Origin of the sequence: Simplicispira sedimenti, from assembly GCF_022760965.1 — a bacterium.
GTDB classification, from domain to species: domain Bacteria; phylum Pseudomonadota; class Gammaproteobacteria; order Burkholderiales; family Burkholderiaceae_C; genus Simplicispira; species Simplicispira sedimenti.
The window spans coordinates 354241-369450 of record NZ_JAKVIJ010000001.1 but is presented as its reverse complement, the minus strand read 5'-3'; the positions used below and the strand labels follow the sequence as shown (position 1 = coordinate 369450).

The following is a 15210-nucleotide window of genomic DNA, read 5'->3' as shown; positions in this document are numbered from 1 at the left end:
CGCAGTGTGCGAACCGGGGCCCAAGTTTACGCGACCACCCCGCCCTGCCCTGCAGCTCTTTGGGATGACGGATGCATCCAGACAATGCAGCGCTCGGCATCCAACCCGGGCACCTGCAGTGGTTCCACGTGAAACACCTGCACATCGGCGGGCAAGGCGGCCAGTTCATCCTGGGGATGCTTGCCCTTCATGGCCAGCCAGACGCCTTGCGGGGCGAGCGCGCCACGCGACCAGGCGGTGAAATCCGGCAACGACGCAAACGCGCGGCAGCTCACCACGTCATACGGCCCCGCCAGGCTCTCGACCCGCGCATGGATGCCATGCAAGTTGGGAAGGCGCAGCGCGGCAGCAGCCTGCTGGATGAAGGCCGCCTTCTTGGCCACGGTGTCCACGCAGCTCACGTCCACCCCAGGGCAACAGATGGCGAACACCACGCCGGGCAGGCCGCCGCCCGAGCCCACGTCGAGCAGGTGCACGGGCGTCGTGGCCAGCCCGGCCTGCGCGATATGGCGGCGCAGTGGGGTCACGGCGGCCAGACTGTCGAGCAGGTGGTGCGTGAGCATCTCCTGCGGGTCGCGCACGGCCGTGAGGTTGTAAACCTTGTTCCACTTTTGCAGCAGCGCCAAAAACTCCAAGAGCTGTGCGAGCTGCACATCACTGAGCTCCAGCGCCAATGCATGGGCACCTGCGCGCAAGCGCTCCGTCAGCACATCGCTCATGCGGGCACCTCGCCATCGGCGCGGGCAAAGCCCTGAAAACCGCCCTTCTTCAGGTGCACCATCAACAGCGAAATCGCTGCGGGCGTCACACCCGAAATACGCGACGCTTGGCCCAGGGTTTCGGGCCGGTGCTTTTGCAGCTTCTGCCGTACTTCGATGGACAGGGCCGTGACCTGCATGTAGTCCAAATCACCGGGCAAACGCAGCTTTTCCAGGTGGGCGGTACGCTGCACCTCATCCTTCTGGCGATCGATGTAGCCCGCGTACTTGGCGGCGATTTCCACCTGCTCCACCACCGGGTCGCTCAGATCGCCCAGCGTTTCACGTGAAACATCGCCCGACGCGTACTTGCCGCCGTCCAGCGACATGAGCTGTTCGTAGCTGACGCCAGGGCGACGCAGCAGATCGAACAGGTGGTACTCGTGCTCGATGGCCTTGCCCAGCACGCGCTCGGCCTCGGCGGCATCAAGAATGCGCGGATTCACCCAGGTGGCCTTCAGGCGCTCGGTCTCGCGCGCCACGGCATCGCGCTTGCGGCTGAAGGCATCCCAGCGCGCATCATCCACCAGGCCCATGCGTCGCCCTGCTTCTGTCAGGCGCATGTCGGCATTGTCCTCGCGCAGTTGCAGGCGGAACTCAGCGCGGCTGGTGAACATGCGGTAGGGCTCGGTCACACCCTTGGTGATGAGGTCGTCCACCAGCACGCCCAGATAGGCCTCGTCGCGAGCGGGCAGCCAGGCGGCTTCGCCCCGGCATTGCAGCGCAGCGTTGATGCCTGCGAACAGGCCTTGCGCCGCGGCCTCCTCATAGCCCGTGGTGCCATTGATCTGCCCGGCGAAAAACAGGCCCTGGATCTGGCGCGTCTCGAAACTGCTCTTGAGCGAGCGCGGGTCGAAGTAGTCGTATTCGATGGCATAGCCTGGGCGCAGGATGTGGGCATTTTCCAAGCCCTTCATGCTGCGTACCAGGGCGTACTGGATGTCGAACGGCAGGCTGGTGGAAATGCCGTTGGGGTAGAACTCGTGCGTGGTCAGCCCCTCGGGCTCCAGAAAGATCTGGTGGCTGTCCTTGTCGGCAAAGCGGTTGATCTTGTCTTCCACGCTGGGGCAATAGCGCGGGCCCACGCCCTCGATCTTGCCGGTGAACATGGGGCTGCGGTCGAAGCCGCTGCGGATGATCTCGTGCGTACGCTCGTTGGTGTGCGTGATCCAGCAGGGCATCTGGCGCGGGTGCATGGCCGCGCTGCCCATGAAGCTGAACACCGGCAACGCGCCCTCATTCACGCCACCGGGCATGCCGTCGCCGGGCTGCTCCTCGCACTGGCTGAAGTCGATGCTGCGCCCGTCGATGCGCGGCGGGGTACCCGTCTTCAGGCGCCCCTGCGGCAGCTGGAGCTCCTTCAGGCGTGCCGAGAGCGACACAGCGGGCGGGTCCCCGGCCCGGCCAGCGGCATAGTTGTTCAGGCCCACATGGATCTTGCCGTCAAGGAAGGTGCCGGCCGTGAGCACCACCGTGCGCGAACGGAAAGCGATACCCACCTGCGTCACGGCGCCCACCACGCGGTCGCCCTCCACCATCAGGTCGTCCACCGCCTGCTGGAACAGCCAGAGGTTGGGCTGGTTCTCCAGCATGCGGCGGATGGCCGCCTTGTACAGAACGCGGTCGGCCTGCGCCCGCGTGGCACGTACGGCCGGACCTTTGCTGCTGTTGAGGATGCGGAACTGGATGCCACCCTCGTCCGTGGCCAACGCCATGGCGCCACCCAGGGCGTCCACCTCTTTCACCAGGTGGCCCTTGCCGATGCCGCCAATGCTGGGGTTGCAGCTCATCTGCCCCAGCGTCTCGATGTTGTGCGTGAGCAGCAGCGTTTGGCAGCCCATGCGCGCCGCTGCCAGCGCGGCCTCGGTGCCGGCATGGCCGCCGCCTACGACGATGACATCAAATTCCTGGGGGTACAACATGAAAAACTCCGGGGGCCGCAGAGCCAGCCTGTGGGCTGCAGCAAGGCAAAGGGTGGCCCGGCACGGTGCGCGGGCAAGGGGGTGATTTTCCCACCTTTGCCACCGCCCCGCCGCACGCCTGCACACGCCCCTGCCTGTTTCACGTGAAACAACGCTGCCGACGCCAGGGCTTTGGCCCATTTGCAGGAAGCTTGCAAGCGGCCTGTGCTCCAATCCGCGCATGACTTCCCTTCTTGTTTTCGCGGGCAGCACCCGCCAGCAATCCTTCAACCGCCGCCTGGCCCGCGTGGCCGCCGACCTGGGCCGCGAAGCCGGTGCCCAGGTCACCCTGCTGGAGCTGGGTGACCTGGACATCCCGCTCTACAACGCCGACCTGGAAGCGCGCGGCACCCCGGTCGACGTGCTGCGCCTCAAGGAAGTGCTGCATGCACACCCCGCCTGGATCATTTGCTCCCCCGAGTACAACGGCAGCTATACCGCGCTGCTCAAGAACACCATCGACTGGGCATCCAGCCCCATCAAGGGCGACCCCCTCTGGCAGGATGGCACGCTGCCCTTTCGCGGCAAGGTGGTGGGCATGCTCAGCGCATCGCCCGGCGCGCTGGGCGGCCTGCGCTCGCAAAGCCACCTCGCGCCTTTGCTCACCAACCTGGAATGCTGGCTCGCGCCCAAGGCCTTTGCGCTGGGCCAGGCAGGCAGCGCCTTTGACGACCAGGGTGCACTGGTGCAGGAAACCCAGCGCGAGCGCGTGCGCGCCGTGGTCGATCAGGTGCTGTGGGCAGCACAGCGGCTGCAAGCTTGAGCGTGCGCCCTGCCCTGGACTGCCGCCCCGGCTGTGGCGCATGCTGCACAGCACCGTCCATCAGCTCGCCCATTCCTGGCATGCCCCAGGGCAAACCGGCCGGGGTGCGCTGCGTGCAGCTGGGCGAGGATGAGCGCTGCCGCATCTTCGGCCACCCCGATCGCCCGGCGGTGTGCGCGCAGCTCCAGCCCTCGGCAGAGATGTGCGGCAGCACGCGTGCGCAGGCCCTGCATTTCCTCAACCGGCTGGAGCAGCTGACCCAGCCCGGCACATGAACCCCTGCGCTGGCAGAGCCTTGCGGGTCAGTCTAGGATGGCAGGCTGTTCTCTTCACCCACCACAGGACTGCACCATGAAGCTGTACTACTCCCCCGGCGCCTGCTCGCTCTCTCCGCACATCGTGCTGCACGAAAGCGGCCTGCCCTTCACCGGCGTGCTGGCCAGCACCAAGACGAAAAAGCTGCAGGACGGCACGGACTTCCACACCATCAACGAGCTGGGCTACGTGCCCGTGCTGGAGCTGGACAACGGCGAGCGCCTGCGCGAAGGCCCGGCCATCGTGCAGTACCTGGCCGACCAGGTGCCCGGCAAGAACCTGGCCCCCGCCAACGGCACCATGGAGCGCTACCGCCTGCAGGAATGGCTGACCTTCATCGGCACCGAGCTGCACAAGGGCCACAGCCCGCTGTTTGCCCCCGGCACCCCCGAAGACTACAAACCCCTGGTGCGCGAGCGCCTGCAGGCCCGCTTTGCCTGGGTGGACAAGCAACTGGCCGGCAAGGACTACCTGCTGGGCCAGTTCAGCGTGGCCGACGCCTACCTCTACACCGTCTCGCGCTGGGGCCAGTACGTGGGGGTCGATCTGTCGGGCTTTGCGAACATCGTTGCCTTCCAGCAGCGCATGGAACAGCGCCCCGCCGTGCAGGCCGCACTGCGCGCCGAAGGGCTGCTCAAGTAAGGCAACGCCAAACAAGTCCCTTGCGCGTCGCGCATCCCAATCCAATGCCGGGCACGCACCATCACAGGGACTTATTCGGCGTCGCCTATCGGCTTCTGGCGCGCTGCCAGTAGCGCGCCCAGCCACAGCGCTGCGGCCGAGAACACCAGGCCGCGCGCCAGGCCGCCAGGGCCGTCAGCGATCCAGCCCACCACCGTGGGCCCCACGATCTGCCCGGCCGCAAACACGATGGTGAAGGCACTGATACCTGCCGCCCACTGCGAGGCGGGCAGGTTGTGCCGCACCAGCGCCGTGGTCGAGGCCACCACCGACAGAAACACCCCGCCAAACAGCAGCCCCGAGGCCAGCGCCACCGGCCAGGCCGAGGTCAGCGCGGGCAGCACCGTGGCCAGGCCCAGCAGGGCATTGAGCCGCGCCAGTGCCCCGCCGCCGCGCTGGCGGTCCAGCAGGCCCGCCCAGATGCGCGAGGACAGCACCACCGCCAGGCCCAGCAGCGCATAGAACAACGTCACCGCCCCACCGCCCACGCCCTGCGCGCGCAACAAGGCCACCACAAAAGTCATGTAGCCGATATAGCCCACGCCAAACATGGCGTAGCCCGCCAGCGCAGGCGCAAAGTCGCGCACCTTGAAAACCCGCGCCGCCACCCCCGCCACCACAGCCGCCGAGGCCGGGGCAGAAGTCGATGGCGCCGCCGCTGCGGCCACGACATCCATGCGCCGCAGCACCCGCACCGGCCACACCAGCAGCGCCGTGGCCGCGCCACAGGCCAGCGCCAGCGCCCACCACGCCCAGGTCCAGGCATGCGGCTGCGGTGCGGCCTGCAACACGGCGGGCACCAGCAGCGCCGACAGGCTGATGCCCCAGCCCGTACCCCCGTAATACAGGCCCAACAACAAACCGCTGCGTGGCGCATCGAGCGCCCCCAGGCGCGCCGCCATCAGGCCGCCCGTGATGAACATGAAGGCGCTGGCCACCCCTGCCAGCAGGCGCTGCAGCAAGAGCGGCGCCGCTTCGAGAAAAAAGCCGCACAGCCCCATGAACAACGTGGCCAGCACCGCACCGACCAGCATCAAGGCGCCCGGCGGCCCGCGCCGCAGCAGCAGTGGCGTGGCCAGCGCACCCAGCAGGTAGCCCAGGGCGTTGACGGTGTTCATGGCCCCGGCCAGGGTGTAAGACCAGCCCAGGTCTGCACGCATGGGCGGCAGCAGCAGCGCATAGGCAAACCGCGTGATGCCCAGCGACACCGCAGCGCCCATGGACAGCGCCAACGCGAGCCACAGCAACTGGGTGCGCGAGACCGAAGGGCTGGGGTGCAAAGCAGCAGGCATGGAGCGTCCATTGTGCCGCAGCACCGGGCGCAAGGTGCCTGCCGGGGAATCACCAGCGCGCACACATTTGCTATCAAATCAATAGCTGTTTGCGCTTATTCCACAGGCCAAAATGCCGATTTTGCTTAGATGCTGAAAACGCGCGGTGTGGCGCACCCGGCCAGGCCGGGTGCATTCACACGGTCTCAGGCCGACAGCAGGCGCTGGTCGCCCTGCACCGGCTGGGTGTACCCCTGCACCCCATCGGCCAGGCGGAACTGCTGCACCACCTGCGACAGGCGCGCGGCCTGTTCGCGCAGCGACTCGGCGGCGGCGGCAGACTGCTCCACCAGCGCGGCGTTCTGCTGCGTCATGCGGTCGATCTCGCCCACCGACTGGTTGACCTGGCCAATGCCGGCGGCCTGCTCGGTCGCGGCCGCCTTGATTTCGCCAATGATGTCGCCGACACGCTGCACGCCATCGACGATCTCCTTGATGGCCGCACCCGCATCCTCCACATGGCGCACGCCCCCATCGACGGCGGCGACGCTGGTGCCGATCAGCCCCTTGATCTCGCTGGCCGCCGCCGCCGAGCGCTGCGCCAGGCTGCGCACCTCGCTGGCCACCACGGCAAAGCCCCGGCCCTGCTCGCCCGCGCGCGCCGCTTCCACAGCGGCGTTCAGCGCCAGGATGTTGGTCTGGAAGGCAATCGAGTCGATCAGGCCGATGATGTCGCCAATCTTGCGGCTGGACGCCGAAATCTCGTGCATGCTGGCCACCGCCTGCTGCACCACCGCACCGCCGCGCGTGGCAACACCCGAGGCCGAGGCCGACAACTGGTTGGCCGTCTGCGAGGACGCCGCCGTCTGCTGCACCGTGGCCGTGAGTTCCGCCAGCGAAGACACGGTGGACTGCACGTTGCCGGCCGTCTGCTCGGTGCGCAAGGACAGGTCCTGGTTGCCGCTGGCGATCTCCTGGCTGGCCGTGGCGATGTTGCTGCTGGCGTCGCGCACCTGGGCCACCAGGGCGCTCAGGCCGCGTTGCATTTCGGCCAGCGCGCGCTGCAGGTCGGCCGTCTCGTCCTTTCCGCTGGTATGGATGCGCTGCGACAGGTCGCCCCCCGCGATGGCCAGCGCCATGCGCTGCGCCTCGGCCAGGGGCTTGCAGATGGCAATCATGTTCAGCCAGGTGAGCGGCCCTACCACCGCCACGGTCACCAGCACCGCAAGCCCGAACAGCCATTTGGTTTGGGTTCCCGCCTGCTCCTGCTCCTTCATCGATGCCCGGACCTCGTCCTGCAGAATGCCCCCCAGCTCCTGCAACAGCTTGTCAGCCGCTTCCACCTCGGCCACCGCCTTGCCACCAGCGCCACTGGCCATGGAGGCCAAGTCCACCCCCCCGGCCTCCAGTTGGCGGGCCACCCCCGTGAACTGTTCGCGGTAGCTGTCCAGCCGCTGCACCAGGCTGCGGGCCACGGCGTTGTCCTTGTCCTCAGCACCTTGCGTGAACTGGTTGGCCACCTTTTTGGCCTCTTCCAGGCTGGCCAGCCAGCGGGTGTGGGCCTGCTTGACCGCATCGGCGTTCCCCTGCTGGATGATCATGTCCTTTTCATGCAGGCGGATCGCACCCAGGGCACCGCGCAGTTCACCCAGCTCTTTCACTTCGGCGAACTCGTGGGCCACAAAGTCACCACTCATGGACTGAATGCGAAACATGCCGAGCATCCCGGCACCGCCCAGCATGCCCAACAGGCCCAACACCACGGCAATGGCACTGAGCATGCGAAAGCGGATGGTGAACAACCGCATGAGCGAAAAAAGCGACATGGTGGTCTTCCTCTCTTGTCTTGATCTGGCGAAAACTTGAGCGCTGCCCCACATGCCCCGGCATGCAGATGCAACCAGACGTTGCAGTGTGCCAGACCCTGGAGCCTCTGAGAGCCTGTTCATGATCATTTCATGGTGCCCGCAAGGCAGCAAACTGCTCACATCCGCCAGCGTTTGAGCAACAACGCGTTGGTCATCACGCTGACCGAGCTCAGCGCCATGGCCGCTCCGGCCACCACCGGGTTCAGGTAACCCAACGCCGCCAACGGAATGCCCGCCACGTTGTAGGCAAAGGCCCAGAACAGGTTCTGCCGAATCTTGGCCACGGTGCGGTGCGATATGTCCAGCGCCGCCGCCACCAGCCGCGGCTCGCCGCGCATCAGCGTGATGCCTGCCGCGTGCATGGCCACGTCGGTGCCGTTGCCCATGGCCATGCCCACATCCGCAGCCGCCAGCGCGGGCGCGTCGTTCACGCCGTCGCCCACCATGGCGACCGTTCGGCGCGCGCCGCCTTCGCCCTGCTGCAAGGCCACCACCTGCGCCGCCTTGTCGCCGGGCAGCACCTCGGCGCGCACCTCGGCCTCGTCCAGGCCCAGGCGGCGCGCCATGGCCAGGGCGGCGCCTCGGTTGTCGCCCGAGATCATCACTGTGCGGATACCGCGCGCCTTCAGCGCCGCCAGCGCCTCGCGCGCGCCGGGCTTGGGCTCGTCGCCAAAGGCCATCAGCGCTTGCAGCTCCAGCCCCTGCGCCACGCGCCGCACCAGGGCCGACACCGTGGCGCCCTCGTCCTGCAGCGCGCTCGCGCGCTCGGCCAGCGGCCCCAACGCCACGCCCAGCTCCTCCATCCAGCGCAGGCTGCCCAGCAGGTAGCTGCGGCCCTGCACCTCGCCGTCACTGCCTCGGCCCGGCATGGCGCGCACGGCGTCGGGCGCCGGCACCTCCAGGGCACGGTCGCGCGCGGCCTGCACCACGGCGCGCGCCAGCGGGTGCTCGCTGCCGCTCTGCAGGCTGGCGGCGTCGCGCAGCACGGCGGCTTCGTCCAACCCCGGCGCCACCACCAGCACCGCCAGCCGGGGCTGGCCCACGGTCAGCGTACCGGTCTTGTCGAAGGCGACGGTATCGACTTTGTGCGCCAGCTCCAGCGCCTGCGCGTCCTTGATGAGGATGCCGTGCTTCGCCGCCACCCCCGTGCCCGCCATGATGGCCGCCGGCGTGGCCAGCCCCAGCGCGCAGGGGCAGGCGATCACCAGCACCGCCACGGCGCGGATCAGCGCCGTCTCGGCGCCCACGCCCGCCCACAGCCAGCCCAGCAGCGTGAGCAAGGCAATCACCAGCACCACGGGCACGAACACGCTGGAAACCTGGTCCACCAGGCGCTGAATCGGCGCCTTGGCGGCCTGCGCGTCTTCCACCAGGCGGATGATGCGCGAGAGCACTGTCTCGGCGCCCACGGCACGCACCTCCAGCACGATGCGGCCCTCACCGTTGATCGAGCCGCCCGTGAGCAGCCCGCCCGGCTCCTTGGCCACGGGCAGCGGCTCGCCGGTGAGCATGGATTCGTCCACCTGCGTCTGGCCCTCGCGCAGTTCGCCATCGACGGGAATGCGCTCGCCCGGGCGCACCACCAGGCGGTCGCCCACCATCACCTCGGCGATGGGCACGTCCACCTCGCCATCCTTGCCCACAAGGTGCGCCACGTCCGGGCGCAGGCCGTGCAGCGCGCGGATGGCCGCCGTGGTCTGGCGCTTGGCGCGGGCCTCGAGCCACTTGCCCAGCAGCACCAGCGTGACCACCACGGCCGAGGCCTCGAAATACAGGTGCGGCGTGTGCCCCGGGTGGGCGGTGAGCCACAGCCACACCGACAGCCCCCAGCCCGCGCTGGTGCCGATGGCCACCAAAAAATCCATGTTGCCGCTCAGCGCCTTGGCCGCATGCCAGCCCGCCTTGTAGAAACGCGCGCCCAGGACAAACTGCACCGGCGTCGCCAGCACAAACTGCAGCCAGGCCGGCAGCATCCAGTGCACGCCGAACAGGTCGCCGACCATGGGCACCACCAGCGGCGCCGACAGCAGCAAACCGATGGCGACCGGCGTGAAGCCCGCCCAGGGCGACTCGTCCTGCTCGCGCGCCGCGCTGGCGGCGGGTGTGAGCGGCTCGTAGCCCGCATTGCGCACGGCGCGGCGCAAGAGCGCGTCCATGGCGGCGTCGCCGCCCTCGGGCGTGGCGAACTGGACGCGCGCCGACTCGGTGGCCAGGTTCACGGTGGCGTCCTGCACGCCGGGCACCTTGCGCAGCGCGCGCTCGACGCGGCCCACGCAACTGGCACAGGTCATGCCGCCGATGGACAGATCCAGCGCGTGCGGCTCGGAAGGGGTGGGGAGGGAGGTGTTCATGGGCTCTACCGTAATCCTTGACATCATGGCAAGGTCAAGCGCAAATCAGCATCCACCATAACCGCAGCAAGGCCATCGGGCAGCGCGGGGTTGACCTTGCCACGGTGTTAAGGTTCACCATTGCCCTCATCAACCACTTCACCCGGAGAACCACATGCAATACCAGTTTGAAGTCCAGGGCATGACCTGCGGCCACTGCGAGCGCGCCGTCACCAGCGCCATCCAGCAGCTCGACCCCCAGGCCCAGGTGCGCATCGACCGCGCGCAGAACCGCGTGGACGTGGACAGCAGCCAGCCGCGCGAGGCCCTGGCCGCCGCCATCGCCGAAGAAGGCTACCAGGTCACGCCATGACCACCGGGCAGGGCTGGCCGGTCGCCATCGGCGAGGCCGCGCGCCGCACCGGTGTGTCGGCGCGCATGGTGCGCCACTACGAATCGCTCGGCCTGCTTCCGCAGGTGGGCCGCACCGACAGCGGCTACCGCCAGTACACCGAGGCCGACGTGCACGCACTGCGTTTCATCGGCCGCGCGCGCAGCCTGGGCTTCTCGATGGAGGAAATCCGCGAGCTGATGGGCCTGTGGCAGGACCAGGCCCGCGCCAGCAGCCAGGTCAAGCGCATCGCCCAGGCCCACATCGACGACCTGGCCGAACGCATCGCCGCCATGCAGGCCATGCAGCGCACGCTGCAGTCGCTGGTGCAGTGCTGCCATGGCGACCAGCGGCCGGAGTGCCCGATCCTGGACGATCTGGCAGCCGCAGGCGACAGCCACCAGCACGCCCAAACGCTATCAAATCAATAGCTGCCAGCGCTTATCCAGAAAGCGCTGGGGGTCAAAATACTACAAGACCACCCGCTGCGCACCAGCAGCCCGTCTGTTGTAGTGTCTCTGTTTTGCTCCCATAGGGACATTTTCGACACGCATGCGGAGGAAACCTAGCCAATTGACCCTTAAGGGACAATTTTGACCCATGATAGAGCAACCCATGCTTTAATTGCCCTTAAAAGGTCAAACCGTGCATATCACACCCGACACCCTGCCTACCTTGGCCGAGCGCCTGCAGGCCGAGCGCAAGCGACAAGGCCTGTCCCGCTCACAGGCCGCCGCCGTATGCAACGTCAGCCCTTCGTTTATCCGCGACGCCGAAAGCGCCCCCGAGCGCTGTTCGCTGGGCAAGCTGCTGCTGCTGGTACAAGGCCTGGGGCTGTCGTTGGAAGTGAACCGCTGGCCTACGACGGTACCAGCAGAGAGCGTGAAGACAGGGAAAATCGACATCCCCACTTTGGTTCTGAGCCCACCGCCGAAGGAACCTGCCCCATGATCCGATTGCGCGTATGGGCCAATGCACGGCCCATGGGATGGTTTGGCCATTCGGCAGGAGACTATTTCTTCGAGTACGACACCGAATGGCTCCAACAGCCAGGCGGCTTTGTCTTGGCGCCGCAGTTTGCGCTGGCACCGGCTCGCTACACCGGCGCGCTGGTACGACACTTCTTTGAAAACCTGCTGCCCGAGGGCGAGGCACTGGACGACATCATGGCCGCGCTGCAGTTGCGCGGTGCGTCGTACTTCGAGGTGCTCGGCAAGCTGGGGGCAGAGCTGCCTGGTGTGCTGTCTCTCCTGCCACCCGATGCGCGACCCCAGCTCCTGCAGCAATACGCCCCATTGCCCTACGAGGCGCTGAGCCAGCGTCTGGCAACCCGTGTACAAACACCACTGCTGGTGTCCAACACAAGCACCACCATGTCTCTGGCGGGCGCACAAGACAAGATGGGCCTGCGCCTGGACAGCAAAACGCTGCAACTGTTCGAGAGTGTGGGGCAATCGCCCACCACACACATCCTCAAGCCCGACACGCGCCAGACACGCTACACACCCAGCGCCATCAACGAATTTGCCTGCATGCAACTGGCGCGGGCACTGAAGCTTCCCGTGCCCGCAACGTGGCTGCTGCGGGTGCCCGACGCGGTCTATATGGTGGAACGCTATGACCGCAGGGTGGTGGCAGGCAACATCGTGGGCCTGCACCAAATTGATGGCTGCCAGTTGCTGGGCCACGGCGCGGGCTGGAAGTACGAACGCATGGGCGGTCTCGTCAGCATCGCCAAGCTGGTGCATGCACTGCGCACACTGCACATTCCGGGCGGCGACATGCTGCAACTCCAGCGCTGGGTGATGTTCAACTACCTGATTGGCAACGCCGATGCCCATGCCAAGAACCTGTCGGTCCTGATCGACGACCAGGGCTACCGCCTGGCGCCGTTCTACGACCTGCTGAGCGTGCGCGCCTATGGCGACACCGGGCTGGCGCTTTTCATCGGAGACGAAGACAGCTTCGACGCCGTGGGCCACCATTCATGGGAAGCCCTGTGCACCGACTGCGGATTCCGCCTGCCCGAAACGCTCAAGGCATTACGCACCCTGGCCACGGCATTGCCAGCCGTGTGGGCCAAGGTACGCGCCCAGATTGATCAACAGATCCAGCCCACCGCACCCGAACGGGCGCTGTTGGACGCCATGGGGCAGATTTTTGAACGGCATTGCCGCAATGCCCTATCAATGACCGCGCCATCGCCCGGCTCTGGCGCATCCTGACAACGCCGCCTCAGCGCTCAGGCGCCATCGCGTTGGATGAGCGTCGCGATCTGCGTGGCGCTTTAGGCGCCACACCCGCCGGCGCCTCCACCCGCCGCAGCACCCCATCGCACAGCGTGGCGATGCACTGCTGCGCGATCTGCTCGGGCGTGTAGTCGCCGCCCGGCTGGTACCAGCGGCCGATCCAGCTCAGCGCACCGGCGATGGCGAAGGCGGTGATCTTCGGGTCGCACGGCGCCAGCGCCCCCTCCTCCACGCCGGCCGCCACGAGGCGGCGGAACTCCTGGTCGATGCCCGACTTCAGGCGCCGCAGCTCCTTGCGGCTGTCCTGCGGCAACTGCTCGTCGCCCACGCGGATCAGGCACATGCCGAAGGGCTCGGTGACGATGTGGGCGTACACCTGCATGCAGGTCATGAGCTGGTCGATGGCCTTGCCGCCCGCCGCGCGCGAGGCTTCGATGCCTTCGAGCATCATGTCCAGCCCCTGGCGCACGCACTCGATCAGGATCTGGTCCTTGTTCTTCACGTAGTAATACAGCGTGGGCTTGCTCACGTTCAGGCGCGCGGCGATGTCGTCGAGCGAGGTGGCGTGGAAGCCCCGCTCGTTGAACAGCTCCGCCGCCGCCTGCAGCACGGCCTGGCGCTTGGCCTCGCGCTGCTGCTCGCGGTCGGGCGCACTTGCCCACGGCGACGCTGCGACAGACGGGGGTCGGGTCTTTCTAGCGGCGGTGGTTTTGGTCATGGGGCGTTATTAGAGCCTGTTCAAAGTCATTTACCGGGAAAACACCAATGCCAGGATAGGGAGTGGCACCCAAAATCTACTCGTGAGTAGGCAGTCTACGTAAAAGTAGATGTTCTTTTGGTTCGCACAAACCCGCATACAAGCCGATGGCGACACAAACCCCTGGCGGCCCCCCGGCCGCCGCCCCCCTGCTGCAGGTTGACGGTGTAACGCTGGCCTTCGGCGGCGTGAAGGCACTGACTGGCGTCAGCTTTGATGTGCAGCCGGGCTCCATCACCGCCGTGATCGGGCCCAACGGCGCGGGCAAGACCTCGCTGTTCAACACCATCTCGGGCTTCTACCGGCCCACGGGCGGCAGCATCCGTTTCAAGGGCGAGGACATCACGCGCATCCCCGCGCCGCAACGCGCCCGCATGGGCCTGGGGCGGAGCTTCCAGAACATCGCGCTGTTCCGCGGCATGACGGTGCTCGACAACATCAAGCTCGGCCGCCATGCACACCTGAAGGCCAACGTGTTCGACGCGCTGTTCTACCTGGGCCGCGCGCGCCGCGAAGAGGCCGAACTGCGCCGCGACATCGAGGAACGCATCATCGACTTCCTCGAAATCGACCACATCCGCCACGCCCCCGTCTCGGCCCTGTCCTACGGCCTGCAAAAGCGCGTGGAGATGGCGCGCGCCCTGGCCATGCAGCCCGAGATCCTGATGCTCGACGAGCCCGTCGCCGGCATGAACCGCGAGGAGACGGAAGACATGGCGCGCTTCATCCTCGACGTGCGCGCCGAATGGGGCGTGACGGTGCTGATGGTGGAGCACGACATGGGCATGGTGATGGACCTGTCCGACCATGTGGTGGTGCTCAACTTCGGCCAGGTCATCGCGCAGGGCACGCCTGCCGTGGTACAGGCCGACCCCGAAGTCAACCGCGCCTACCTCGGCTCGGGCGACGTGGGTGACCTGCGCCGCAAGCTGCAGGCGGGCGCCACCAGCGCACAGGGAGCCGCATGATGCTGAACTTCGACTGGGCCTATCTGTTTGAAATCAGCCTCACCGGCATCGCCAGCGGCGGCCTCTACGCCCTGGCGGCGCTGGCCTTCGTGATGGTCTACAAGGCCACGCGCGTGGTGAACATCGCCATCGGCGAGCTGCTCATGGTGGGCGCCTACCTGTTCTTCACCTTCGCCTCCATGATGGCGCTGCCGCTGTGGCTGGCCATTCCGGCCGCCGTGCTCGGCACCGGCCTGCTGGGCGCGGTGATCGAGCGCACCATGATCCGGCCACTGCTGGGCGAGCCGCCCATCTCCGTCTTCATGGTCACCGTGGGCCTGGCCTCGGTGCTGGTGGGCCTGGTGGAAATGATCTGGAGCGCCGACCAGCGGCGCCTGCCCGAATTCATGCCCACGCAACCCATCATGGTGGGCGATGCCTTCCTCGCGCCCAAGGTGTTCTGGGGCGCCGTGATCGCGGTGGTATTCATCGCCGCCGTGCTGCTGATGTTCCGCTTCTGGCGCGGCGGCGTGGCGCTGCGCGCCACCGCCAGCGACCAGGCCGCCGCCTACTCGGTGGGCATCAACGTGCCACGCGTGTTCTCTCTGGCCTGGGTGGCGTCCGCCATGCTGGCGGCCATCTCGGGGATCATCGTCGGCTCGATCGGCGGCATCTCGTCGAGCATGGGCGTGTTCGGTCTGTCCGTGCTGGTCGTGGTGATCGTCGGCGGCCTGGACAGCGTGCTCGGCGCGCTCATCGGCGGCCTGTGCATCGGCCTGGTCGAGGCCCTGGCCGGCGCCTACCTGGGCGGCGAATACAAACTGCTGGCCACCTTCATCGTGCTGGTCGGCATCCTCATGCTGCGCCCCTACGGCCTGTTCGGCACGCACGAAATCGAAAGACTCTAGAACCATGCACC

At 67.2% G+C, this 15210-nt stretch carries 15 protein-coding genes; 9 read left to right on the top strand and 6 right to left on the bottom strand.

Translation table 11 applies throughout. From position 1 onward, the window contains the following. Positions 1-26 precede the first annotated feature (26 nt). Positions 27-719, bottom strand: a complete 693-nt coding sequence (rsmG, locus tag MJ602_RS01680; protein WP_243019134.1) for a 16S rRNA (guanine(527)-N(7))-methyltransferase RsmG — start codon at positions 717-719, stop codon at positions 27-29. Further along, positions 716-2680, bottom strand: a complete 1965-nt coding sequence (mnmG, locus tag MJ602_RS01675; RefSeq protein WP_243019133.1) for a tRNA uridine-5-carboxymethylaminomethyl(34) synthesis enzyme MnmG — start codon at positions 2678-2680, stop codon at positions 716-718. Before mnmG ends, rsmG begins: the two co-directional genes overlap by 4 nt. 220 nt (positions 2681-2900) lie before the next feature. Between mnmG and MJ602_RS01670 the strand changes: the two genes are divergently transcribed. The 3 genes from MJ602_RS01670 (at position 2901) to gstA (ending at position 4439) form a co-directional block, all read left to right on the top strand. Next, positions 2901-3482: an NADPH-dependent FMN reductase gene (locus MJ602_RS01670; protein ID WP_243019132.1), complete on the top strand. Its 582-nt coding sequence runs from the start codon at positions 2901-2903 to the stop codon at positions 3480-3482. A 14-nt stretch (positions 3483-3496) separates the two neighbouring features. Further along, on the top strand, positions 3497-3757 hold the full coding sequence (locus MJ602_RS01665) for a YkgJ family cysteine cluster protein (RefSeq protein WP_243019273.1): 261 nt from the start codon (positions 3497-3499) through the stop codon (positions 3755-3757). A 76-nt stretch (positions 3758-3833) separates the two neighbouring features. After that, the gene (gene gstA / locus MJ602_RS01660; protein ID WP_162017840.1) at positions 3834-4439 is read left to right on the top strand and encodes a glutathione transferase GstA; all 606 of its coding nucleotides are present in this window, start codon (positions 3834-3836) and stop codon (positions 4437-4439) included. A gap of 71 nt (positions 4440-4510) precedes the next feature. Here gstA and MJ602_RS01655 read toward each other — a convergent pair whose 3' ends face one another. The 3 genes from MJ602_RS01655 to MJ602_RS01645 all read right to left on the bottom strand — a co-directional run bounded on the left by MJ602_RS01655 (position 4511) and on the right by MJ602_RS01645 (position 9968). Then, entirely contained in the window at positions 4511-5770 is a 1260-nt protein-coding gene (locus tag MJ602_RS01655; RefSeq protein WP_243019131.1) for a YbfB/YjiJ family MFS transporter, read from the bottom strand. 185 nt (positions 5771-5955) lie between these two features. Next, entirely contained in the window at positions 5956-7575 is a 1620-nt protein-coding gene (locus tag MJ602_RS01650) for a methyl-accepting chemotaxis protein (protein WP_243019130.1), read from the bottom strand. A 158-nt stretch (positions 7576-7733) separates the two neighbouring features. After that, entirely contained in the window at positions 7734-9968 is a 2235-nt protein-coding gene (locus tag MJ602_RS01645) for a heavy metal translocating P-type ATPase (RefSeq protein ID WP_243019129.1), read from the bottom strand. A 154-nt stretch (positions 9969-10122) separates the two neighbouring features. On the opposite strand from MJ602_RS01645, the gene MJ602_RS01640 reads away from it, so the two are divergent. The 4 genes from MJ602_RS01640 to MJ602_RS01625 all read left to right on the top strand — a co-directional run bounded on the left by MJ602_RS01640 (position 10123) and on the right by MJ602_RS01625 (position 12563). Further along, positions 10123-10320: a heavy-metal-associated domain-containing protein gene (locus tag MJ602_RS01640; protein WP_243019128.1), complete on the top strand. Its 198-nt coding sequence runs from the start codon at positions 10123-10125 to the stop codon at positions 10318-10320. Then, positions 10317-10769, top strand: coding sequence for a Cu(I)-responsive transcriptional regulator (gene cueR / locus MJ602_RS01635; RefSeq protein WP_243019127.1), 453 nt, complete (start codon positions 10317-10319; stop codon positions 10767-10769). The genes MJ602_RS01640 and cueR overlap by 4 nt, the downstream gene beginning before the upstream one ends. A 214-nt stretch (positions 10770-10983) precedes the next feature. Continuing rightward, positions 10984-11289, top strand: a complete 306-nt coding sequence (locus MJ602_RS01630) for a helix-turn-helix domain-containing protein (RefSeq protein ID WP_243019126.1) — start codon at positions 10984-10986, stop codon at positions 11287-11289. Further along, positions 11286-12563 (top strand): HipA domain-containing protein, encoded by a 1278-nt coding sequence (locus MJ602_RS01625; protein WP_243019125.1) that lies wholly within the window; start codon positions 11286-11288, stop codon positions 12561-12563. Before MJ602_RS01630 ends, MJ602_RS01625 begins: the two co-directional genes overlap by 4 nt. 10 nt (positions 12564-12573) lie before the next feature. Here the strand turns inward: MJ602_RS01625 and MJ602_RS01620 are convergent, their stop codons facing one another. Beyond that, the gene (locus MJ602_RS01620) at positions 12574-13305 is read right to left on the bottom strand and encodes a TetR/AcrR family transcriptional regulator (protein ID WP_243019124.1); all 732 of its coding nucleotides are present in this window, start codon (positions 13303-13305) and stop codon (positions 12574-12576) included. A 146-nt stretch (positions 13306-13451) separates the two neighbouring features. On the opposite strand from MJ602_RS01620, the gene MJ602_RS01615 reads away from it, so the two are divergent. Then, positions 13452-14312, top strand: coding sequence for an ABC transporter ATP-binding protein (locus MJ602_RS01615; protein WP_243019123.1), 861 nt, complete (start codon positions 13452-13454; stop codon positions 14310-14312). After that, on the top strand, positions 14312-15199 hold the full coding sequence (locus MJ602_RS01610; protein ID WP_243019272.1) for a branched-chain amino acid ABC transporter permease: 888 nt from the start codon (positions 14312-14314) through the stop codon (positions 15197-15199). The genes MJ602_RS01615 and MJ602_RS01610 overlap by 1 nt, the downstream gene beginning before the upstream one ends. Positions 15200-15210 lie beyond the last annotated feature (11 nt).